Raw genomic sequence first — 21894 nt, 5'->3', positions numbered from 1 at the left:
TTGGGCGCATCCTTGATTCATTCGCCGCGACGATCAAGCGCCGAGGCGGCAAAGCGCCCCTTAGCGCAGGCGGGGAGGCTTGCTGGGGTCGCTTCCCGGCGCGGCCGGTGCCGCGCGCTGTGGCTCCTGCGGTTCGGGAAGGTCGAAGCGCAGTCCGACCCGCGCGATGCGCGCGGTGAAGGGATCGGTCTCTGACAGGAATACCACGTCGAGCGCGCCTGCTTCGATCCCGGAGAACACCAGCGCCTCGTTCACCGCGCGGGCGAGCGGCGCTTCGGCGCCGTCTTTCGCGCCGGTGATACCGAGCATGTGTCCGCGGCTGCCATCATCGTAGCTGACGGCGGCGAGATAGGCCTTGCGCGCAAGGCCAGCCGCACGGCCGAGTTTCCCGTCGAGCGCGGTAAGGAGCGCTTCGGGAAGATCGCTCGGCGCGAAGAGCTCGGACGGTTTCGCCGCGCCTTCCTCGGGGCCGTGACCCAGCGTTTCGGCAAGCCACGCCACCGCGTCGGGCGGGATGAGGTAGGCTGACGGTGCAACATCGAGATTGAGCCCGAGGCCCGCGCCCTGCCCGGCGAGCATTTGCGCGATCACGCGGCCCGGCAGTGCGGCATAGGGCGCGGCGCGGCCGACGAAACCCGCAAGCCGCGCATCGGTATCGAAGACCAGAACGAAGGACGTTCCATCGACCTCGAACACCTCGGGATCGAGGGTTTCGGCCGTGGGTTCGGTTTTCAGAAGGAGATTCAGCTCCGTATCGGCCAGCCGCTCGTAAAAGCGGAGACGGGCCGCGTCGCTTTCAGGCGCGGCCTCCATAGCCGCGAAGGCCAGATCGAGGGGGGTATCGCTGTCCATGACTGCGAGTTAGCCGGGCAATGCGCGCGAAACAAGCCTCACGCCCCGTCCGTCCCCTCCACACGATATGTCGATGGCAGCGCCTTGGGCCAGCGCCCCCGTGCTTCGGCCCGCGCGATGACGGCGGCGTGGATACGTGCGTTGTCCGGGATCGTGCGCGGATCGCAGAGCGGCAGATACCATCCGCCAAGACTCGGCCGGCGCGACCCTTCGGGCTGCCGGCGCGGCAGGATCTCGAGCGGCTTCCAGCCGGGGGTCATGGAATTATGCGTCTTGCCCAGTGGATCGGGCGGGACATATCCCTCGCCGTCACCGCGCGCGATGCGATTGACGCTCTGCGTCCAGAACCCGGCCCCTTGGCGCTGCGCCTCGAGGATCATCCAGAGAAGCGGCAGCTTCGCCAGACCCGACTCCGCTTCAGGATAGCCCCCGCCGACATCGCCATGCACGCCGGTGAACCAGACCTCCCGCGCGTCCTGCGGCGCGGCGTCCTCGTCCTTCATGAACCGGTGCCGCTTGTAGAGCCCGCCCTCGGGCCAGAGCTTCGCGCGGAACATAGTCCGGCGTTCATCTATCGCGACAGCGTGGCGCACGCTCTCCACGCTGGGGTTGGTCTTCGTAAAGGCATGAGATTTCAGACGGGGCGCGATGCGGCCCCATTCGATCACCGAGGCAACAGTATCGAAGAGACCGAGAAACCGGATCGGCGGGCGGTCGGGATCGAGAAACTTCTCGAACAGGCGGATCTCGGCGAAGGCATCGTCGTCGCCATCCTCCCCGATGCGCTTGTAGGCGCGATAGGCGTAGTCGAGCAGATTGAGGTTGCGCCGCTCCATGATGCCGAAAGCGTGGATGAAGCCTGCAAGGACACGCGCGGAATAGGCGCCGCGCGAGAATCCGAGAATGTAGATGCGGTCGCGATCCGCGCTGCCCTCGCCTTTGTCATAGGTCTCCACGAGAAAGCGATACGCCTCCTTCACGTTGGTATCGAGGCCCCAGCCCGTCGCCATGCCCCAGATTTCCTGCGCCTTGCGCCAGACGCGCAGCCACGCGGTCTCGTCACCGATCGTGCCGACGCCGGGATCGTAATAGACGATCTGATCGTCTCGCTTCAGCAGGCATTCGTAGAGCCGCAGGATATTGGTGTGTTTGGATTTCTCGATCTCGTTGGATGTGCCGTCGAGCAGGATGACGATGTTCCGGGGCATCGAAATGACCTTCCTGAGGCGCAGGATACGCGCGAGTAGCCGGCAGGCGAAAGCGATCTCGCGTCACAATTATTTTCTGAATATGTAGCGAAGAGCCTGCCACGAAGCTTACCCTGCGGCAAGCGCGAGGAGCGCTTCAGCCGAGCGCCTCGGACACGCCAGCCCTGAGCGCAGGCAGCACGTCGCTCTCGAACCAGGGGTTCTTCTTCAGCCAGGCAGTGTTACGCCATGACGGATGCGGCAGAGGGAAGGTTCCCTCCCCGGCGTCGCGCCACTGCGCGACGGAATCGGTCACGCCCGTCCTGACGCCCAGGTGATACCGATGCGCGTAGCCGCCGACGATGAGGCGCAGGCGGATATTCGGCAGCGCCGACATCACCCGGTCGTGCCAGGTTTGCCCGCAAATCCGCGGGGGCGGCAGATCGGAGCCCTTGGCATCGTAGCCCGGAAAGCAGAAGGCCATCGGCACGATGGCGATGCGGGTCCGGTCGTAGAATGTCTCCCGGTCGACGCCGAGCCAGTCACGCAGGCGATCACCGGACGGATCGTCGAAAGGAATGCCCGACTGATGCACCCGCATGCCCGGCGCTTGTCCCGCGATCAGGATCGTGGCGGTGGGCTCGAACCACGCGACCGGGCGCGGCGCATGTGCGGTCTTTGTCGCGGCGAAGCGATCCGCGCAAAGGCGGCAGGCGCGGATCTCATCGGCAAGGCTCACCGGCCCAGCGCCTCGGGCACGATGAGCCGGGTCTCGTAGCCGATGCGTGGCGCGATCCAGTGCAGGTCTTCGCGGCGGAACGCGACGCATCCTTCGGTCGGATAGCCGGGCCTGCGCCATTGGTGCAGGAAGATCGCCGATCCTCGCCCGGCTTCGGCACGCGGCCAGTTCCAATCTGTCAGGATGACGAGATCGTAGAGCGGATCGGCGCGCCGCAGCGCCTCGTGGCTGTGCGGGTATGGCGTGCGGACCATGAGGTTGTAATCCTCGTGGCCGGGATCGTCGGACCAGAGATCGCCGGGCCGGATCGGTACGGCCCAGTCCGCGGGCCGCGCAATCCGGTCGGGACGATAGAGCATCCCGACAATCCGGTGTGTGCCGCTCGGAGTAGCGCCGTCGCCTTCGCGCTTGTCGGACCTGACCCCGCCCCGCCCGATCACGCACGGAATCGTTCGTCCCCGGAAGCGCAGGCCGCGCTGGGTCAGGACCATGTCGGCAGGCGTCATGCGGCGTTCGCCCGCTCGAGGTTGGAGAGCGCACCCGCCGCGATCTCGAATGAGCGCATTCGCGCCGCGTGATCGTGGATCTGCCCTGTGACAATAACCTCGTCAGGCCGGTGGCGGGCGATCAACTCGGCAAGCTGCCCCTCGACCTGCGCGGGCGTGCCCGTGGCCGACATCCGCAAAGCCTCGTCGACCTGCGCCAGCGCGCCTGCGGGAATGACCTCGCCGATATCGTCCACCGGCGCGGGCAGCTTCCCGGGCTGGCCGGTCCGCAACCGGTAGAACGCCTGCTGCATGGAGGTCTTGAGCCGCTTGGCCTCTGCCTCGGTATCCGCACCGAAGACGTTCACCGCCAGCATCGCGTGCGGTCGCGGGAACGCGGCGCTCGGCTGGAACCTCTCGCGATAGACCTCGAAGGCCCGCTCCAGCGCGGCGGGCGCGAAATGCGAGGCAAAGGCATAGGGCAGTCCGAAATGCGCCGCGACCTGTGCGCCATAAAGCGAGGAGCCGAGGATCCAGAGCGGCACGCCTGTCTCCGCGCCGGGATGAGCGTTGATCGGCGCTGAAGGCTCGTGCGGGCCGAAAAGGCGCAGGAGTTCGGCCACCTCCTCGGGGAACTGCTCGGCGCGCTGGGGCGTGACGCCAAGCGCCTGCATCACCATCTGGTCTCCCCCCGGCGCGCGTCCAAGCCCGAGGTCGATCCGCCCGTCATAGAGTTCGGAGAGTGTACCGAAGGCTTCGGCCACGGCGAGCGGAGCATGGTTCGGCAGCATGATCCCGCCCGCACCGACGCGCATCCGCGAGGTGCGCTGCGCGACATGGCCAATCAGGACAGCCGTCGCCGCCGATGCGATGCCCGGCATGTTGTGATGCTCTGCCAGCCAATAGCGGTGATATCCGAGCCGTTCGGCATGTTCGGCAAGCTCTCCGAGGTTCTTGAGAGCCTCCCTCGTGGTCGTGCCTTCGGGCACCGGGGCAAGGTCGAGTAGGGAATAGTGCATGGATCGCCTCCTGTTGGTTCGAACCTAAGGGCTGAACCGATCGGTTCAAAGGGGGCGACGTTCAGAGAAGGTGACCGGACTTCTTCGCCTTGGTCTCGAGGTAATGATGATTGAAGCGCGTCTCCCCGACCTTGAGCGCCACGCGTTCTGTCACGACGATCCCCTCGCCTTCCATCCTTGCGATCTTGGCGGGATTGTTGGTCAAAAGCCGCACCGCGCCGAAACCGAGACGCGCAAGGATCTGCGCGCCCAGACGGAAGTCGCGCTCGTCATCCTCGAAACCGAGGCGATGGTTCGCCTCGACGGTATCGAATCCCTGATCTTGCAGCGCATAGGCCCGCATCTTGTTGGCAAGCCCGATCCCGCGGCCCTCCTGGTTGAGATAGAGCAGCACGCCCTCGCCCTCGGCTCCCATCTGCGCGAGCGCGGCATTGAGCTGCGGGCCGCAATCGCATTTGAGCGAGCCCAGAAGATCCCCCGTGAAGCAGGCAGAGTGCAGGCGACTCAGAACCGGCTTGTCCCGGTCCGGCTTGCCGATCTCGACCGCGTAATGCTCCTCGGAGCCGTCCTCGGGGCGGAAGATGTGCAGTCTTGCGCGCTCTGCGTGCTTGAGCGGCACGCGCGCGCTGATGACGTGCTCCAAGGGCGCGAGGCGGGACAGGTGCGGCGCGGCAAGACCGGCATCGAGCGTGGTCAAGCCTCCGGGTGGCGCGTTCTCGCCGAGAGGCACGACCAGAGCCGCAGGCAGAAGGCGCGCGGACTTGGCCAGCGTCAGAGCAAGCCGGTGCAGCTCCGCGCTGCCCTCGCGGCGCGTCTCGAGCGGGCCTTTCATGGGGCGAGCGAGATCGTCGGCGGGATCGGCAAGCGCCTGCACCCAGCCGAGATCGGCATCGGGCGGGAGCGCCACGCGCGCGATATCGCCGTCATAGGCCCGCGCGCGGAGCGTGGTCGCCCGCCGCCCGGTCAGCGCAAGATCCACTGGCCGCGCCAGCCCGCGCGCCGCTGCAAGTCGCGCCTCGGTCAACGTCTCGGCCGCCATGACAAGCGCGGCCCTCTCGGGCGCGCGCAGGACGACCGGCACGCCCATCCGCAGATCCCCGCGCGCGCGGGCAATCGTCTCCGTCAGGTCGGGCGAGAAGGCGGGATCGGAGGTCATGTCCTTACAATCCTGTAATAATCCTGCGCCGTTTACACGACGACGTGAGAGACTTGCAGCAAAACTTGCCGCAGATCGCATCGGCTCACATTTCTGTCACAAGAAACGGAGGACGCACCAATGGCGCAACTCAAAAACATTCTTCTCGTCGATGACGATGATGACCTGCGCGAAGCGCTCGCGGAGCAGCTCGTTCTGACCGAGGATTTCGAGGTCTTCGAAGCAGAGAACGGCAGCCAGGCCATGCAGAAGGTCAAAGAGCAGCACCACGATCTTGTCATTCTCGATGTCGGGTTGCCAGATACCGATGGCCGCGAATTGTGCAAGCTGATGCGAAAGCAAGGCGTGAAGGCACCCGTGCTGATGCTGACCGGGCACGACTCGGACGCGGACACGATCCTCGGCCTCGATGCGGGCGCGAACGATTACGTCAGCAAGCCCTTCAAGTTTCCTGTCCTGCTGGCCCGTATCCGGGCACAGCTGCGCCAGCACGAGCAGTCCGAAGACGCGGTCTTCCAGCTCGGGCCGTATTCCTTCCGTCCCGCGATGAAAATCCTCGTGGACGAGGCCGAAAAGAAGATTCGCCTGACCGAGAAGGAAACCAATATCCTGAAATTCCTCTACAGAGCGCCCGACGGTGTCGTGCCGCGCGACGTGCTCTTGCATGAGGTATGGGGCTACAATGCGGGCGTGACCACCCACACGCTGGAAACGCACATCTACCGGCTTCGCCAGAAGATCGAGCCAGATCCGTCAAATGCGCGTCTGCTCGTCACCGAGAGTGGCGGATATCGGCTCATGTCCTGAGCCGTTCGCGGCACGCGGGAACCTGATGAGATTTCGCTTGTTGCATCTTCAGCCCGTTGCATGTGCGGGACCTCACATGCACCTCCCTGTTGGACTGGCCCGGGCTTCGCGCCCGGGCCTTTTTTCGTCCGACCAAGTTTCAGAGCCAGTCTCAGACTCGCGCGCGGCCTAGAGCGTCGCAAAAGAAAAAGCCCCGGGCGCCGCCGGGGCTTTTCGCATTCGTAGAGAGGTTGCGGATTACTCCGCGTCTTCCTCGCTCTTGGCTTCCTCGCCGGTCTCCTGATCCACGACCTTCATCGACAGGCGCACCTTGCCGCGATCGTCGAAGCCCAGAAGCTTGACCCAGACCTCCTGGCCTTCCTTCAGCACGTCCGACGGATGGTTCAGGCGGCGGTTCTCGATCTGGGAGACATGCACAAGGCCGTCCCGCTTGCCGAAGAAGTTCACGAAGGCGCCGAAATCAACGATCTTCACGACCTTGCCTTTGTAGACCTGGCCCTCTTCCGGCTCAGCCACGATCGAGTAGATCATGTCGTATGCCTTCTGGATGGCCTCGCCGTTGGGCGATGCGATCTTGATGATGCCTTCGTCGTTGATGTCGACCTTGGCACCCGAGGTTTCCACGATCTCGCGGATGACCTTGCCGCCCGAGCCGATCACTTCGCGGATCTTGTCGGTCGGGATCTGCATCGTCTCGATACGCGGTGCGTAATCGGAGAAGCTGCCCGCCTCGGAGAGTGCCTTGTTCATCTCGCCGAGGATGTGCATCCGGCCTTCCTTGGCCTGCGCCAGCGCCTGCTTCATGATCTCGGGCGTGATGCCCTGGACCTTGATGTCCATCTGAAGCGAGGTGATGCCGGTTTCGGTGCCCGCGACCTTGAAGTCCATGTCGCCGAGATGATCCTCGTCGCCAAGAATGTCGGTCAGGACAGCGAACTCACCGTCATCTTCCAGAACGAGGCCCATCGCGACACCGGCGACCGCGGATTTCAGCGGAACGCCCGCATCCATCATCGACAGCGAGCCGCCGCAGACGGATGCCATCGAGGACGAGCCGTTCGACTCGGTGATCTCGGAGACAACGCGGATGGTGTAGGGGAAGTCCGTCGGTGCCGGCAGGACCGCCTGAAGCGCGCGCCAGGCGAGCTTGCCGTGACCGACCTCGCGGCGTCCCGGAGGACCGACGCGGCCCGCTTCGCCGACCGAGTAGGGCGGGAAGTTGTAGTGCAGGAGGAAGTTCGAGCGGAAATTCCCGTGGAGCGCGTCGATGATCTGCTCGTCGTCACCGGTGCCGAGCGTGGTCACGACCAGCGCCTGCGTTTCACCGCGCGTGAAGAGCGCCGAGCCATGGGTCCGGGGCAGAACGGAGGTCTCGCTCTCGATCTGGCGCACCTGGTCGAGCGCCCGGCCGTCGATGCGGCGCGAGTTCTTCACGACATCGGCGCGCAGAACGGTCGATTCCAGCTTCTTGAGCGCGGAGCCGAGATTGGCGTCCTCGAGGTCTTCCTCGGAGAGCTGCGCCTTGATCGCCTCTTTCGCGGCGGAGACGGCAGCCTGGCGCTCCTGCTTGTCGGTGATGGCATAGGCGTCGCGCATCTGGGTCTCGCCCAGACCCTTCACCTTCTCGTAGAGCGCGGAATAATCCGGCGGAGTGAAGTCGAACGGCTCTTTCGCAGCATCTTCGGCGAGCGAGACGATCAGGTCCACGACGGGCTGGATCTGCTCGTGCGCGAAGGTCACTGCGCCCAGCATCTCTTCCTCGGTCAGCTCGTAGGCTTCCGATTCGACCATCATCACCGCGTCCTTGGTGCCTGCGACAACAAGGTCGAGACGCTGGTCGGGGTTGGCCCGCAGGTTCTGCATGTCCTCGACATCGGGGTTGAGGATGTATTCGCCATCCTCGTAACCCACGCGGCAGCCCGCGATCGGCCCCATGAAGGGCGCGCCCGAAATGGTCAGCGCCGCGGAGGCCGCGATCATCGCCACGATATCGGGATCGTTGACGAGGTCGTGGCTGAGCACGGTGCACATCACGAGCACTTCGTTCTTGAAGCCCGGCACGAAGAGCGGGCGGATCGGACGGTCGATCAGGCGCGCGGTCAGCGTTTCCTTCTCGGTCGGACGCGCCTCGCGCTTGAAGAAGCCGCCGGGCACCTTGCCGGCCGCATAGTATTTTTCCTGGTAGTGAACCGTGAGCGGGAAGAAGTCCTGCCCTTCCTTCGCCTGCTTGGCAAAGGTCACGTTGGCCATCACGGAGGTCTCGCCCAGCGTGGCGATCACCGATCCGTCAGCCTGACGGGCAACCTTACCCGTTTCCAGCGTGAGCGTATCCTCGCCCCACTGCATGCTTTTCGTCGTCGTTTTGAACATCATCGTATCCTATCGAGGAGCACTCCCGGGCGTATCCCGGGTCTCCCGTTTGATTGGCGGCCCCATTGCCGCCGCCCCCTATCCTGTCGCATGGCCCGGGGGCTCAGGGCATCACGTCTCAGATAGCCACGCCCCTAACGGTTTTCGAGGCGTTTGGAAAGAGAAAGCCCCGGCGTCATGCTGGCACGGGTATCAGAGCGGCTTGGTCTGCCAGAGGCGCACCTTGGTGCCGCCATGATCGACATGCGGGCCCGGCTTGCCAAAGGGCAGACCCGTCGCCTTCGCGAGACCCGCCTCAGAGGTCACGAGCCCGATGCGCCATCCGGGAAAGGCCTCCTTCATGCGCGTGCCGAACGCGGCATAGAGCGGGAAGAGCGGGGACTTCGCGCCGATCCTCTGGCCGTAGGGCGGGTTGACGATCACGAGGCCCGGCGGGCCATCTGGCGGGCTGACCTCCGAGATCGGCAGCGTCTCGAAAGTGCACAGATCGGCTATACCTGCACGCTCGGCATTCGCGCGGGACATGGCGATCGCGCCCGCGTCGCGATCCGAGCCTTGGAAGCGGTGAGGCGGCTGGCTCTTCCGCCCCTGCGGGACGTCTTCGCGGTCTGCGGGATCGAACGTTGCGAGATACTCGTAGGCAAAGTCGCGCCCGCGCCCGGGCAGGAGGCCCGCCGCTCGCTCCGCCGCTTCGAGGATGAACGTGCCCGAGCCGCACATCGGATCGCAGACAGGCTCCGACCCATCGAACCCTGCGGCCCTCAGGAAGAGGCTCGCCAGCGTCTCGCGCATCGGCGCCTTGTTCACCTCTTCCTTGGTGCCCCGCTTGTGCAGCGACGTGCCCGATGTGTCGACGGAGAGCGTGCAGACGTTCTCCTCGATCCGGGCCTTGATCGCGACCAGCGCGCCCGCGCCGGTCTCGGCCCCCGTCGCCATTGCGATCGCCCGCTCGATCCGGTTTTTCGCATCGCCTTCATGGTAGATTTTCGAGGCCCGGCAGGACACGTCGGCCCGCACCGGCACGTCGCGCCGCAACCAGTCGGACCAGGGCAGGTGCCGCAGGCGATTGTCGAGCTCGGCGGTGTTGGCGACCGGAAACCGCGCGAGGCGGACAAGCACGCGTGTCGCGCCGCGCAAGGTCAGGTTCGCGCGCCGCACTTCGGACCAGCCCCCCTTGATGGAGACACCGCCGACCAGATTGGCGGTGACCTTGAAACCGGCCTCGCGCGCCTCCTGCCCCAGGAAATGCTCGAGTCCCGGTGCGGTGACGAGGAATATGTCCAAGCTGTCGTTCATGCCTCGGAGTAGCGCGCCGCAGCGCCGCGCCACAATGCGAAAAGGGCCGCCCCTGAGGACGGCCCTTCGCGAAATCCGTGCGGATCGGTCAGCGGCGGATGCCGAGCTTGCCGATCAGGGTGCGGTAACGCTCTTCGTCGCGCGCCTTGAGATAGTCGAGCAGCTTGCGGCGCTGCGCGACGAGCTTCAGCAGACCGCGGCGCGAGTGGTTGTCCTTCGCGTGGGTCTTGAAGTGCTCGGTCAGGGCGGTGATGCGCGTCGTCAGGATCGCAACCTGAACCTCGGGCGAACCGGTATCGCCTTCGGCCGTCGCGTGTTCCTTGATGATCTTCTGCTTCTCTTCTTGCGTAATCGACATCGGGGTCTCCTTTGAATTCGAGTGAAGGCGCAAGCCGGGATGTCGTCCAGCAGGGCCGATGGAGGTGTTCCGAACCTGGGTTCGAGACCCGCGGCGTATAGGTTACATGCCGTGCCTTGAAAAGGGGGAATCTACTGGGGCCGCCAAAGGTCAGATCGCGAAACTTTCCGCCTCTGACGCGGACATCAGGATGATATCGCCGAGGGCCGGTGCGGTAGCGGCTGCAAAACGGGCAAGGACCTGATCTTCGGCACGGAGGAGGACGCTGCCCTCATCGTCCGGGTCGGCGGTATAGGTCAGATCGTTTGGCGGTCCGTCAGCCTCGTCGTAGACCACGATCATGCGATCGGCGGTGCTGTCGAAATCCGCGATCTCCGCGCCGCCCGCCTGCATCCAGTATCCGGTCAGGAATGAATCCGCCCCGTCGCCGCCATGTCCGGTATCGCCATCGCCAAGCACCAGCACGTCCTGCCCCGCACCGCCATTCACGAAATCCGAACCATCGTCGATCCCGCGCATGGAGGTTCCTGAAACAAGGTCGTCGCCATCGCCGCCAAAGAGCGTGTCGATGCCGAGGCCGCCAGAGAGCGTGTCGTTCCCCTCACGCCCGTGAAGCGCATCGGACCCCTCGTCACCGCTCAGCCAGTCGTCGCCCAGCCCGCCTTCGAGGGTATCCGCGCCGTCACCGCCAGACAGCGTATCGCTGCCGTCATGACCGAAGAGGGAATCGTCCCCTTCCTCCCCGGAAAGAAGATCATCGCCGGCACCGCCATGCGCCGTGTCATTCCCGGAACCAGCCTCGATCCGGTCAGCATCGTCTTCGCCTTCGAGCGAATCGTCGCCGGCGCCGCCGAGGATCGTATCGGACCCATCGCCGCCCGAGAGATGATCGGTCACATCGGTGCCCGTCAGCACATCCGCATCGGGCGAACCTGCGGTCATGATGCCGCCCTCGTCCGTCAGGACGAGCTGCTGCGCGGCAGCTTCCAGAAGGCCATGATCGGAACCTGTGGGCTGCGCCTCGTCTGCCGAGGTCGGCGCGTCGATGTCATCGGGGTCCGGTCCGTCTTCGCCGGGGGCAATAGAAAGAACGGCGACGGAGCCGACGATCATCATTCCCATCAGCCCCGCCAGAAAGAGCACCGCATCACACCTCGAACCAAGACAACGCCGTGATCATGCCCGTCGCGCCTGGCGCGCGCAAAAGTATTCGCCAGCCGTGGTTAAGCAGGTGTGTCAACAGACCAGCGCTCCGGCCGGCGCGCATAAGGCACGTAGAGCGGATGGCGCGGGTGCCCGGCCTTGGTCAAGCCCAAGTGCCAGAGCGTGCCAAGCTTGGGCCGGAGCGCCGCAGCCCGCCCAAGATGGGCCCCATGCACGCCCCACGCCGCAATGGTCATCGCCGAGCCCGCGGCCCACTCCATCAGCAACGTGTCATTCTCCGGCCCGACCGGATCTGCCGCGCGTTTGAGATCCTGCGGCCGCGTTGCACGGAACGCGAAGAGGTTGGCGATCCGCACGCCTCCTGCATTCATCGCGCGCGCCCGTGTCTCGCAGCGATGGATGGTCGGGTCGTTCGCCATCTCCGTCGCTGTCGAGGGATTGAGCATCACGAAGAGCACCGGCGCAGCCTCGGACCATGTGCGCGCCAGCCCGTAGCGATAGGTCTCGCAGGTGGAATAAAGCGCTTCGGAAAAGCTCTCGGTGGTCTGGTGCGTGCGGCGGATCATCGGCGCGGTTCAAGCGCATCCGCTCGAGGCACACAAGGCCGTGTGCCCCCTTCCTTTCGGCAGATGCGCTCTAGCTTCCCTAGCGTCATCAAAACCAAGAGGGAGATCATCATGTTCCGCACAACCCTGACAGCACTTCCGATGATGCTCGTCGCAGGCATCGCCTCGGCCGAGATCACCGGAGAGGCGTATACCTACACCGTGGGCGATACCGAGTTCGAGGGCTACGTCGCCCGTAACACGGATCTCGAGACCACCAAGGGCACGGTTCTCATCGTGCACGACTGGGACGGGCTCACCGAGTACGAGATGCGCCGGGCCGAGATGCTCGCCGCGGCGGGCTACACCGCCTTCGCGATCGACGTCTACGGGGCCGACGAGAACCCGCAAAGCGTCGAGGAGAACCGGGCGCTGTCGGGCGCGCTCTATGAAGATCGGGAGCTTTTCCAGGAACGCCTGATGGGTTCGATCATGGAAGCGTCGAACATACCCGGCGCAACCGAGAACATGGTCATCTCGGGCTATTGCTTCGGCGGTGCGGCGGTTCTGGAAGCGGCGCGCGCGGGCGCAGATCTCGATGGGTTCGCCGCCTTCCACGCGGGGCTCGGCACGCCCGAGGGGCAAAGCTATGACGGCGTGACCGGCCCGATCATGCTCTTCCACGGCTCGGCGGACCCGGTCTCGGGAATGGACGCGATGGCCGCGGTTCTGAACGAGATGCAGGAAGCCGGGGTCGAGCACGACGCGCAAATCTTCGGCGGCGCGCGCCACAGCTTCACCGTCTGGGGCTCGGACGATTACGATCTCGACGCCGACGAAGCGTCCTGGGACGGCTTCATGAGCTTTTTGAACGCGCAGCTCTGACGCGTCATCCAGCTTAAAAAAGAACGCCCCGGGTCGTGGCCCGGGGCGTTTTGCATGTGAGGCGTCTCAGCGGCCCGGATCGGCGTCCGGACCTTCCTCGTCGGGCGGGGCATCCTGCGTCGGCGTCTTGCCCTCGTCTTCCGAGGCTTTCGGCGCATCGGGCTCGCTCGCCTCGCCCTCGATCGTCTCTTCCTCGACGTTCCGCAGGCGCAAGGCCTGGGTCCGGCCGTCCTTGGCCTCGCCGAAGAAGATCGTCTGGTGCGGGAACGGGATCTCGATACCGCGCTCGTCGAAGATGCGCTTCAGGATCGCGTTGTAGGCCCGGCCGACACCCCATTGGCTGCCCGGCACGGTCTTGATCCGCGCGCGCAGCACGACGGCGCTGTCGCCAAAGGAGTTAAGGCCAAACCACTCGAGATCGCCGAGGATCAGCGCGTTCTGGTCGGGGTCGCTCCGCAGCTCCTCGAAGCCGTCGAACATGGCCTGCTTCGCCTCTTCGATATCCTCGCGGTAGGCGATCCCCATGTCGCACACGAAGTAGGAGAAATCGCGCATGAAGTTGGACACCATGTCGACCGAGGAGAACGGAATGATGTGGTAGGTGCCCTGCAGATCGCGCAGGGAGACCGAACGCACCGTCAGCTTCTCCACGACACCCGTCGTGCCGCCCACGGTCACGACATCGCCCACGTTCATCGCATTCTCGAACTGGATGAAGACACCGGTGATGATGTCCTGCACCATCTTCTGCGCGCCGAAACCGATGGCGAGGCCAAGGACACCCGCGGAGGCGAGAAGCGGACCGATATTGATGCCGATTTCGGACAGCGCGAACATCAGCGTGAGGATGATGAGCGCGATCGTCGCGGCATTCCGCAGAAGCGTCAGAAGCGTCTTTTCACGCGAGGTAGGCACCGCGCCGATATCGGGGCTGAGCCGAAAGTCGATCCACGAGTTCATCGCCAGCCAGATCAGCGCCGCGACGGCGAGGATGAAAAGGACCGACACGAGGCGGCCCGACGCGTCGATGCCGACATCGCTCGAGAACCATCCGCCGATATTCAGAAGGCCACTCGCGTTGATCGCGTAGAGCAAGACCGCAATCCCGACGATGACGCGAAGCGCGATCAGGATCTTCGGCACGATCTTGTTGAGACGCTGCTCGAGAAGCGGAATGCGCTGGTTGATGTCCTCGGGCAGCTCGATCCCGTTACGGAGCCAGCCGCCGATTGCGCCGACCAGCACCGAGCCGAGCAGGATCGCCACGAACACCTTCGCAGAGCGGGTGATGTAGTCGAAAACCACGTCGTTCGGCTGCGACAGCACCACGATCACCATCAGCGCAAGATAGGCGAGGACGAACCAGTGCCAGGTGCGGGTCAGCGTGCCGAGGATGCCGCCAAGACGCTCGCGCGCCGGGGCCGCGTCATCTTGTTCGGGCGCGCTGTCTTGCGACATGAGCCGCCGCGCGATCCAGTTGGCGACCGCCTCGCGGTTCCGGATCACGATGACGACGAGATAGACCAGAACGAAGATCGACAGGATCGCCGAGATCGCCGTGCCGCCCGCGAGGGAGACGTTGCGGTTCACGATGGGCACGATCAGCAGCTGGCCGTAGCCGAGGACGCTGACCACGACATTGATGTGCCGGTTGAGCTTCAGTGCCGCCCGGTTCGACACGTTCACGAGGCGAAGGCCGTAGCTCGACGGCGAGATGATCGCGCGAGCGAAGACCTTGACCATCTCCACCAGCAGGAACGCGTTGAGATACAGCGCCTGCCGGAAGCCGATCTGCCCCGCATCGCCGAGGACGCCAAGGGCAATCGCATAGCCAAGCCCCCAGGCCACGACGACGATGAGCGCGTCGAGGATGAGCGTTTCAAGGAAGATGAAGACCGTGCGAAGGGCGTTGGCGTCCTCGGCGCGTCGCCCCATCCGCGTATAGACCGGCATCGCGAGGCGGCGCAGCACAAGATAGACCGCGACGGTAATGACAATGACGAGGATCAGCGCCTGGAAGGCTTCGATGAGAACGCCGAGTTCGTCTCCCGAGAGGCCGGAGAGGACGGTATCGCCGCTGGTAACACCATTGAAGACGCCGAGCACCCAACCCGCCGTGCCCTGAGCCACTTCCTGCGTGAACTCCGCGACGCGGGCACCGAGCGAATTCGTCTCCCCCGGAGCCGGCTCCAGTTGCGGCTCCGACGGGCCGGTCTCACTGGACGAGCTGTCCTCTTCTGACGTGCCGGAGCCGCCTTGCGTCAGTTGTTCCAGCTCGTCGATCAGGGTCTGACGGGCCTCTTCGTTCCGAAGGACTTCGAGCAAGGCTTGCAGCGCGAAAGGTGTCTCGCTTTGCGCCTCCTCCCCGGAGGAAGAGCCGCTTTCACCGCCACCGGCGCCGAGGGCGCCTTGCGCCGAAGCACTTTGCGGGGATGACAGCGCCAGAGCGGCGGTTGTGAGAGCGACGAGAACAAGGGCGAGCGCGCGAATGCCGCAAATCCGCTCGAACAAAACTCGGAACATGGGTGACCCTTCTGTGTGATCCGGACATACCTAACGCCCGCTTTGACGTGTCAAGAGGCGCTTGAGCACCGGACTCGCACATGGTTATGCGATAAACAACCGGATTGCCGAAGCCGTTCCCATAGCGGTTGAAAGCCGCCGTTCGGGCCTGGCGGAGGCATATTCAGACCCCGTAACGCGCCTTGGTCGCGCCGATATGCTCCGCTTCCGTTCGGTCCGGAAAGATCCGGTAGCTCGGCGCGAGGATCTCGGCGCTGCGCTCGATCTTGATGCGGATGACGTGCCGGATCGGGAAATGCGGACCGGCCATATCGGCAAGCGGGCCATGCAGCGCGTCGAAGCCTTCATCCTCGCACCCGATGATCTCGGCAGCGCCAAAGAGCTTGTGTCCCCGCTGGCGGAAGATGTCGATCAGGCTGACGCAGACTTCGGGATTGGCCCGGATCGCACGGACCGAGCCTGCCGAGGCGATATCCGCGATATGGAACTCGTCGCCGGCAAGACGCCACATCTCTTTCGGAGAGACGCTGGGACGGCCTCTCGCGTCAACGGTCGCAAGCCAGCAAAGAACGGAGTGGCGGCAGGTGTTTTCGATCGTCCAGCTCACGGCTCATTCTCCTGATGTCCGTTTGCGCGTTTCGCGGTCTTCGAGGTTGATGCGCCAGCACCAAGGTGACGTTGACCTCCATGACCCGGCAGGTTCGCAAATGTCGTCAGGCATCGCCGACCTGCGCGGCCAGAGGCGCGAGCGCGATACGCATTCCGTCCTGTCCGATGTAAATCGGCCCATCCCAGCCGCGGCGCACCTCGCGCTGCCAGTCTTCCTCCGTGAAAGCCGGATCGTCACAGGGCACAAGATGATTGAGCGCGAGCGCACCCACGCCGGCCTCATGCGCGATCCGTCCCGCCTCGGCCGCGGGGGTGTGAGATCGTTCGAGATGGCGGCGCAGCCTGTCGTCGCCATTGCCGACCCGCTTGCACAGCGCATCGATCCCGGCGGCGAGCATCGCCTCGTGCACGAGCAGCTCCGCCCCTCTGGCGAAGGACACCATGTCGTGCATCGGCGCGGTGTCACCGGAAAGAACGGCGCTTTGCCCCCCGCACTCGAAACGGAGCGTGTAACTTTCCACGATGGGCGGATGAACGTTGCGGAGGCTGGAGATGGTCACCGGACCTACCCTTAGGCCAGACTCCGGCATCTGCTTGATCTCGGCAAGGGCCCCGAGGTCCGGGCGTCCCTCGTCGCGGATCCGAAGCTCGATATCGAAGGCCATCGAGGTCAGGAAACCCTGCCAATAGGCGGCGAGCCCATCAGGCCCGTAGATCGGCACGGGCCGCTTCAGCCCGGCCGTCCAGGCTGTGTGCAACAGCGGGCCGAGCTCGAGGTAATGATCGGAATGCAGATGCGTGATCAGGATTGCGTCGAGCTCCGTCAGCGCGATGCCCGCATCGCAGATCCCTCGCGTCACTCCAAGCCCCGCATCGACGAGGATCGTCTGCCCGCCCATCTCCATCAGCGTCGCGGTCGGCATCCGCGTGCCCGGACGAATCGCAGGGCCGCCTTTCGTGCCGAGAAGCGTGACCGCTGCCTCGCCGCTCATGACCCGTCCGGCTTGGCGTCGAAGGTCAGGTCGTGAAGTGTCATATCGGATCCTCCCGGGCTTATCGCCGCGCTCCGGAAGAGACCTTAGACTGACTTGCGAGGCGGATGAAACGCCGCAGAAGCAGCAAAGGCGACGTGGCGCCTCCTCCGGCCTGCACAGTGCCTGCGGCTGTGATGGGCCGCGATCATCAGAAGCGCCGATACCGCGATATCGTGCACGGTGACCGGGTCCATGCAGGCTTTGCTCCGGCGCAGCGGTGAGGACGGCCTGAGCTCCGGGTCGATTCGCGAAAGGCATTCCTGCACGCGCGGGACCATGCGTCCCTCTTGCGATGCATCGGGATCTCTCTGCTTCAAGGCGTATTTCTCAAGTTCCATCGTAGGTTCCGATGTCACGGGGAAGCCCGGAGGTCCGGGTGCTTCCGGTGGGGCCTGTCTGCCGGTTGCCGAACGGCGCGCTGAGGCGCCGACGGACTCCGTCGCTCTGCCTTTGCTCTTTATCATATTTTCGTGTCAGCTCGAAGCGGCAGGATGGATCTCCCCGCGCGATGCAGGATGTTTCGGTGCAGTCGAACGCGGCTGACACAAGCGCGTTGTAAAGTCCGGCGAAGACCGCGGCATGCCAGCCGCAGACGGCCTGATCCGAAACCGCACCGTGCGCGAAGGGGTTTCGCGTCAGCTCGAAGCCATAGGGGCCAAGCGTCCGGAACCCGGCCGAGCCTGCGAACGTCCAGGCGTGCCGCGTGATCGCGCCGGAGAGCAGGCGCGCCGAAAGCGGTGGCGGCAGGATCTTCAGGATCCGCTGCGCGAGAGGCGGGATCCGGTGCGCGAGGATATAGGCGGCGGTGCGCTCTCCGGCCTCGCGCAGGATGTCCTCGGCGCTTTCGGCAAGTTCTGCGCGCACGGCATGATGCAGCGAGACCGCGATGCACTCGTCGATCATGGCGCTGCAATCGGGCAGGCTTGCAATCCCCGCGCGCGACATCACGCGCTCGCACAGGCGTGGTCCGCCCCGCGCTTCGAGCACCGCGAGCAATTGCAGGATCGCGTTCGGCCCGATCCTCGCGAGAGGCGTGCCTGCGACCGGCATGATCAGCGCTCCTCCATCTGCAGATCGCCGCCACCGCAGGCGCGCAGCTCGGCGCGGTCCTTCATCTGTGCTCGAAGCGCATCGCGCCGTTCGGTGGCCCGTGCCGCGCGGTCTGCCGCGGCTTCCCAATCGGCGAGCTGGGCGTCGGCGATCTGCCGCGTCTCGTCGAAATGGAAATCCACGGAGTTCTTCGTCTGCGGCCCCCAATAGCCCGCCTTGCCGAGATCGTAGAAGGTGCGCGCAAAACCCGCTTTCATGAAGGCGTAAAGGCATCCGAGCAGGTAGCGGCGGCGGAAGCCCGTGCCGCGCCAGGGGTAATGGAACAGCGCTTTGCGCATGTAGAACCGCCGGTAGTTCTTCATCACGCCGTCGAGCAATTCCCCGCGTTCCATCGCAGCGGGCTTCATGATCGGGGTCACGAAGTTGTACTTGCTGAAATCATGCACCTCGACCTGGTCACGCAGCTCCTGGAAGAGCGGCGTGAACGGCCAGGGGGTGTACATCGACCAATTGGCGAGGTCCGGCTGCCAGTCCCAGGCCATCCGGTAGGTTTCTTCCAGCGTCTCTGGCGTCTCGTTGTCGAGCCCCACGATGAACTGCGCCTCGACGAGAATATCGGCCTCGCGCAGAAGTCGGATCGCGGTCTTGTTCTCGTCGACTTTCGTTTCCTTGTTGAACAGGTCGAGCTTCATCTGGGCCGCGGCCTCGGTGCCGAGCGAGACATGCACGAGTCCCGCCTTGCGGTAGAACGTCAAAAGCTCACGGTCGCGGTAGATGTCGGTGACGCGGGTATTGATGCCCCATTTGACCTTGTCCGGCAGGCCGCGGGCGATCAGCTCCTCGCAGAAGGCGACGAATTTCTTGCGATTGATGGTCGGCTCCTCGTCCGCGAGAATGAAGAAGCCGACACCGTGGTTCGTCACCAGGTCCTCGATTTCGTCGACCACGTCTTTCGGCTCGCGCACGCGGTAATCGCGCCAGAACTTCCATTGCGAACAGAAGGAACAGGTGAACGGGCAGCCGCGCGCGAGGTTCGGGATCGCAACGCGGGTGCCGAGCGGAATGTAGATGTATTTCTCCCAGTCGAGGATCGCCCAGTCCGGTTTGATCTTGGAGAGATCCTTCACGGTGCTCGCTGCAGGTGTCGCGACGATCTCGTTGCCGTCGTGATAGGCCAGCCCCTTGATCCGGCTACGATCTTCCGGCCAGCGCCCCGCCGCGATGGTCTGGAAAAGATCCGTGCAGACCTCCTCGCCCTCGCCGCGCACGATCACGTCGACCCACGGCGCCTCGGAGAGAACCTGCCGGAACATGAAGGTCGCATGGACCCCGCCCAGAACGCGCACCGCGCCCGGCACAGTGTCCCGCGCGATCCTCAGAACGTCCTCGGCGCGGTAGATCGACGGCGTGATGGCGGTCACGCCTACGATATCCGGCCGCATCTCGGCCATCCGTTCGGCCAGCGCTTCGTCTGAGACGTTGTCCGTCATCGCGTCGATGAAATGGATGTCGTCGAACCCGGCCTGCCTCAGATGCCCGGTCAGGTACGCCACCCAGGCTGGCGGCCAGGTGCCCGCGATCTCCGCGCCGCCGGAGCGGTAATTGGGATGGACGAACAGAATCCGCATGGCTGGCCCCTCGTTTGTGTCAACCTAAGTTGACACGCAGGGCGCGACGCAGCCTTGATTTACATCAAGGACGGCCGGAGGGCGTCATTGCCGGACAAGCGGCACTCGGCGAAGACCGGATTCCGCGGAAATGGGCAAGCCCACGGCCAGCTGACATTTTCTGAGGGAAATTGGTGGAGCCTAGGGGGATCGAACCCCTGACCTCTTGCATGCCATGCAAGCGCTCTCCCAGCTGAGCTAAGGCCCCGGATCGCCGGAGGGCGGACCCTCTCGCGTGGCGGATCAATTATCGGGGGACCGGGGCGGGTTCAAGACCAAAATCGACCCGCCGCGGCCCGTTTTCGAGGTTCAGTCCTCGTCGTCGTCGGAGACGTCTGCGATCTCGTCGAGCGAGACGTTATCGTCATCCTCGTCGTCAAGAACATCGTCATCGCCGAGATCGACGTCGACATCATCGTCGTCGGTGTTCTCGGTCTCTTCTTTTTCCTTGGACTTCGACTTGCGGGTCGCGCCGTCCTCGGCATCGGCGGCGATCATGCTGCGCTTGCCGGTCTCGATCTCGACCACTTCGCCCGTGTAGGGGCTGACGACCGGATCCCGGTTCATGTCGTAGAACCGCTTGCCGGTGGTCGGGCAAAGCCGTTTGACGCCCCATTCTTCCTTGGCCATGGGAAGTCCCTTTCACTCTGGTCACTCTTGCGGACAATTCGGGGCACCTGCCATAAGGCCCGGGCGGTGTCAAAGGCTTTGACGCCCCCGCACGCATCCCCCGTGAACGGAGCCGATATGGGTGTGATCGAACTCTCCGGCAACCCGCCGATTGCCGTCACGTTGCGACGCTCCTCACGGGCGCGGCGGATCTCGTTGCGGCTGTCGGGCGTCGATGGGCGCGTCACGCTGACCCTGCCCCCACGCGTCCCGGAGCGCGAGGGCATGGCGTTCCTGCGCGAGAAGGAATCCTGGCTGCGCGGGCACCTGGAAAACCGGGGCGAGCCGGTGCGGATCGGCCTCGGAGCGATGCTGCCGATCGCCGGGGAGCCACGCGAGATTCGCCCAGGCAGCGGGCGCTCCGTCGTCCTTGAGACGGGCGCGCTGCTTGTTCCCGGCCCCGAAGAGCGGATCGCCGCGCGCAGTCTCGGCTATCTCAAGACCCTCGCACGAGAGCGGCTGGCGGCCGCCTCTGACCGCTACGCGGCGGTCCTGGGCAAAGACTATACCCGGATCACACTGCGCGACACGCGCTCGCGCTGGGGGTCTTGCTCCTCGCAAGGGGCGCTGTCCTATTCCTGGCGGCTGATCCTCGCGCCCCCGGAGGTGCTCGACTACGTCGCCGCGCACGAGGTCGCGCATCTGGCGCACATGAACCATTCCCGCGCCTACTGGGATACGCTGACCCAAATCCACGGCGACTGGCGCGCACCCCGTCGCTGGCTGCGCGAGAACGGCGGCGAGTTGCACCGCTACCGTTTTCAGGATTGACCAAGGCGCGAACGTGATCACAAATTCCGTCTCATGATCACGCCGCCCCGATCCATCCCCGTCACCGCGCCTCGCGTCGCCGAAGCCGCGCCCTCGGCCCATGACCGCGTCTATCGCGGGCTGCGCTCGCGGATCATGTTCGGCCAGATCGCGCCCGGCGCGGCGCTGACATTGCGGGGGATCGGACGGGAATTCGGCGTCTCGATGACGCCCGCCCGCGAAGCGGTGAACCGGCTTGTGGCCGAAGGCGCGCTGTCGATGTCGGGCTCGGGCCGTGTCGCGACGCCGGAGCTGTCCTCGGAGAGGATCGAGGAATTGGCCGCTCTGCGCGCGCTGATCGAGGTGGAACTTGCCTCGCGCGCCCTTCCCCGCGCGCATATCGCGCTCATCGACCGGCTGCAGACGATCAATGGCGGGATAAGCGACGTCGTCTCGAACCGAGATGCGGTGGGGTATATTCGCGCCAATCTCGAATTTCACCGCACGCTGTACCTGCGCGCGCAGGCTCCGGCGATGCTCGCGATGGCCGAGACCGTCTGGCTGCAGCTCGGACCGACGATGCGGGCGCTTTATGCGCGGCTGCGCCGCACCGAGGCGCCGCAATATCACCGGCTCATCATCGCGGCACTGAAGGCGGGCGACGAGCCGTCCCTGCGCCTCGCCGTCCGCTCCGACGTGACGCAGGGCCTCAAGATGCTGATCGGCTGA

The 21894-nt window shown here is 65.0% G+C and carries 21 protein-coding genes and 1 tRNA gene; 4 read left to right on the top strand and 18 right to left on the bottom strand.

What is annotated here, in order from left to right; all coding sequences use genetic code 11:
* Positions 1-60: 60 nt before the first annotated feature.
* From FIU91_RS01940 to ribA, 6 genes are all read right to left on the bottom strand, one after another.
* Positions 61-852 carry an SseB family protein gene (locus tag FIU91_RS01940; protein WP_152461207.1) on the bottom strand — a complete coding sequence of 264 codons (792 nt, stop codon included), beginning with the start codon at positions 850-852 and terminating at the stop codon, positions 61-63.
* Positions 853-890: 38 nt separating this feature from the next.
* A complete protein-coding gene (locus tag FIU91_RS01935) occupies positions 891-2060 on the bottom strand; it encodes a DUF2235 domain-containing protein (RefSeq protein ID WP_152461206.1) in 1170 nt (389 codons plus the stop codon).
* Between the two features lie 136 nt (positions 2061-2196).
* Positions 2197-2778, bottom strand: coding sequence for a uracil-DNA glycosylase family protein (locus tag FIU91_RS01930; RefSeq protein WP_254702016.1), 582 nt, complete (start codon positions 2776-2778; stop codon positions 2197-2199).
* A complete protein-coding gene (locus tag FIU91_RS01925) occupies positions 2775-3284 on the bottom strand; it encodes a L,D-transpeptidase (protein WP_152461204.1) in 510 nt (169 codons plus the stop codon). Before FIU91_RS01925 ends, FIU91_RS01930 begins: the two co-directional genes overlap by 4 nt.
* A complete protein-coding gene (locus FIU91_RS01920; RefSeq protein ID WP_152461203.1) occupies positions 3281-4282 on the bottom strand; it encodes an LLM class flavin-dependent oxidoreductase in 1002 nt (333 codons plus the stop codon). Before FIU91_RS01920 ends, FIU91_RS01925 begins: the two co-directional genes overlap by 4 nt.
* Positions 4283-4343: 61 nt before the next feature.
* Positions 4344-5438 carry a GTP cyclohydrolase II gene (gene ribA / locus FIU91_RS01915; RefSeq protein ID WP_254702015.1) on the bottom strand — a complete coding sequence of 365 codons (1095 nt, stop codon included), beginning with the start codon at positions 5436-5438 and terminating at the stop codon, positions 4344-4346.
* A 120-nt stretch (positions 5439-5558) separates the two neighbouring features.
* On the opposite strand from ribA, the gene FIU91_RS01910 reads away from it, so the two are divergent.
* Positions 5559-6245 carry a response regulator transcription factor gene (locus FIU91_RS01910; protein ID WP_093011424.1) on the top strand — a complete coding sequence of 229 codons (687 nt, stop codon included), beginning with the start codon at positions 5559-5561 and terminating at the stop codon, positions 6243-6245.
* 237 nt (positions 6246-6482) lie between these two features.
* Here the strand turns inward: FIU91_RS01910 and pnp are convergent, their stop codons facing one another.
* The 5 genes from pnp to FIU91_RS01885 all read right to left on the bottom strand — a co-directional run bounded on the left by pnp (position 6483) and on the right by FIU91_RS01885 (position 11999).
* Positions 6483-8615 (bottom strand): polyribonucleotide nucleotidyltransferase, encoded by a 2133-nt coding sequence (gene pnp, locus FIU91_RS01905; protein ID WP_152461202.1) that lies wholly within the window; start codon positions 8613-8615, stop codon positions 6483-6485.
* A gap of 192 nt (positions 8616-8807) precedes the next feature.
* Entirely contained in the window at positions 8808-9911 is a 1104-nt protein-coding gene (locus FIU91_RS01900) for a class I SAM-dependent RNA methyltransferase (protein ID WP_152461201.1), read from the bottom strand.
* 88 nt (positions 9912-9999) lie between these two features.
* Positions 10000-10269 carry a 30S ribosomal protein S15 gene (gene rpsO / locus FIU91_RS01895; RefSeq protein WP_093011418.1) on the bottom strand — a complete coding sequence of 90 codons (270 nt, stop codon included), beginning with the start codon at positions 10267-10269 and terminating at the stop codon, positions 10000-10002.
* A gap of 150 nt (positions 10270-10419) precedes the next feature.
* Positions 10420-11412, bottom strand: coding sequence for a calcium-binding protein (locus FIU91_RS01890; RefSeq protein WP_152461200.1), 993 nt, complete (start codon positions 11410-11412; stop codon positions 10420-10422).
* Positions 11413-11492: 80 nt separating this feature from the next.
* Entirely contained in the window at positions 11493-11999 is a 507-nt protein-coding gene (locus FIU91_RS01885; protein WP_093011413.1) for a DUF1643 domain-containing protein, read from the bottom strand.
* Between the two features lie 111 nt (positions 12000-12110).
* Between FIU91_RS01885 and FIU91_RS01880 the strand changes: the two genes are divergently transcribed.
* Positions 12111-12863: a dienelactone hydrolase family protein gene (locus FIU91_RS01880; protein WP_093011409.1), complete on the top strand. Its 753-nt coding sequence runs from the start codon at positions 12111-12113 to the stop codon at positions 12861-12863.
* Between the two features lie 66 nt (positions 12864-12929).
* Here FIU91_RS01880 and FIU91_RS01875 read toward each other — a convergent pair whose 3' ends face one another.
* From FIU91_RS01875 to FIU91_RS01845, 7 genes are all read right to left on the bottom strand, one after another.
* Positions 12930-15386: a mechanosensitive ion channel domain-containing protein gene (locus FIU91_RS01875; protein WP_152461199.1), complete on the bottom strand. Its 2457-nt coding sequence runs from the start codon at positions 15384-15386 to the stop codon at positions 12930-12932.
* Positions 15387-15549: 163 nt separating this feature from the next.
* Entirely contained in the window at positions 15550-15993 is a 444-nt protein-coding gene (locus FIU91_RS01870) for a pyridoxamine 5'-phosphate oxidase family protein (RefSeq protein WP_152461198.1), read from the bottom strand.
* Positions 15994-16099: 106 nt separating this feature from the next.
* Positions 16100-16987: an MBL fold metallo-hydrolase gene (locus tag FIU91_RS01865; protein ID WP_152461197.1), complete on the bottom strand. Its 888-nt coding sequence runs from the start codon at positions 16985-16987 to the stop codon at positions 16100-16102.
* Positions 16988-17356: 369 nt separating this feature from the next.
* Positions 17357-18079, bottom strand: a complete 723-nt coding sequence (bchJ, locus tag FIU91_RS01860; protein ID WP_152461196.1) for a bacteriochlorophyll 4-vinyl reductase — start codon at positions 18077-18079, stop codon at positions 17357-17359.
* A gap of 2 nt (positions 18080-18081) precedes the next feature.
* On the bottom strand, positions 18082-19707 hold the full coding sequence (gene bchE / locus FIU91_RS01855; protein WP_152461195.1) for a magnesium-protoporphyrin IX monomethyl ester anaerobic oxidative cyclase: 1626 nt from the start codon (positions 19705-19707) through the stop codon (positions 18082-18084).
* 171 nt (positions 19708-19878) lie between these two features.
* Positions 19879-19954 (bottom strand) — tRNA-Ala (locus FIU91_RS01850).
* Between the two features lie 101 nt (positions 19955-20055).
* On the bottom strand, positions 20056-20376 hold the full coding sequence (locus FIU91_RS01845; RefSeq protein WP_093011391.1) for a TIGR02300 family protein: 321 nt from the start codon (positions 20374-20376) through the stop codon (positions 20056-20058).
* 117 nt (positions 20377-20493) lie between these two features.
* Here FIU91_RS01845 and FIU91_RS01840 point away from each other — a divergent pair, with 117 nt between their 5' ends.
* Both FIU91_RS01840 and FIU91_RS01835 read left to right on the top strand, forming a co-directional pair.
* The gene (locus FIU91_RS01840) at positions 20494-21186 is read left to right on the top strand and encodes a M48 family metallopeptidase (RefSeq protein WP_152461194.1); all 693 of its coding nucleotides are present in this window, start codon (positions 20494-20496) and stop codon (positions 21184-21186) included.
* Between the two features lie 33 nt (positions 21187-21219).
* Positions 21220-21894: a GntR family transcriptional regulator gene (locus tag FIU91_RS01835; protein WP_093011385.1), complete on the top strand. Its 675-nt coding sequence runs from the start codon at positions 21220-21222 to the stop codon at positions 21892-21894.

This window comes from Roseivivax sp. THAF30 (genome assembly GCF_009363575.1).
In the GTDB taxonomy this organism is placed as follows: Bacteria; Pseudomonadota; Alphaproteobacteria; order Rhodobacterales; family Rhodobacteraceae; genus Roseivivax; species Roseivivax halotolerans.
Note: the sequence above shows the minus strand (reverse complement) of the source record. Positions and strands in the feature narration are given on the sequence as shown.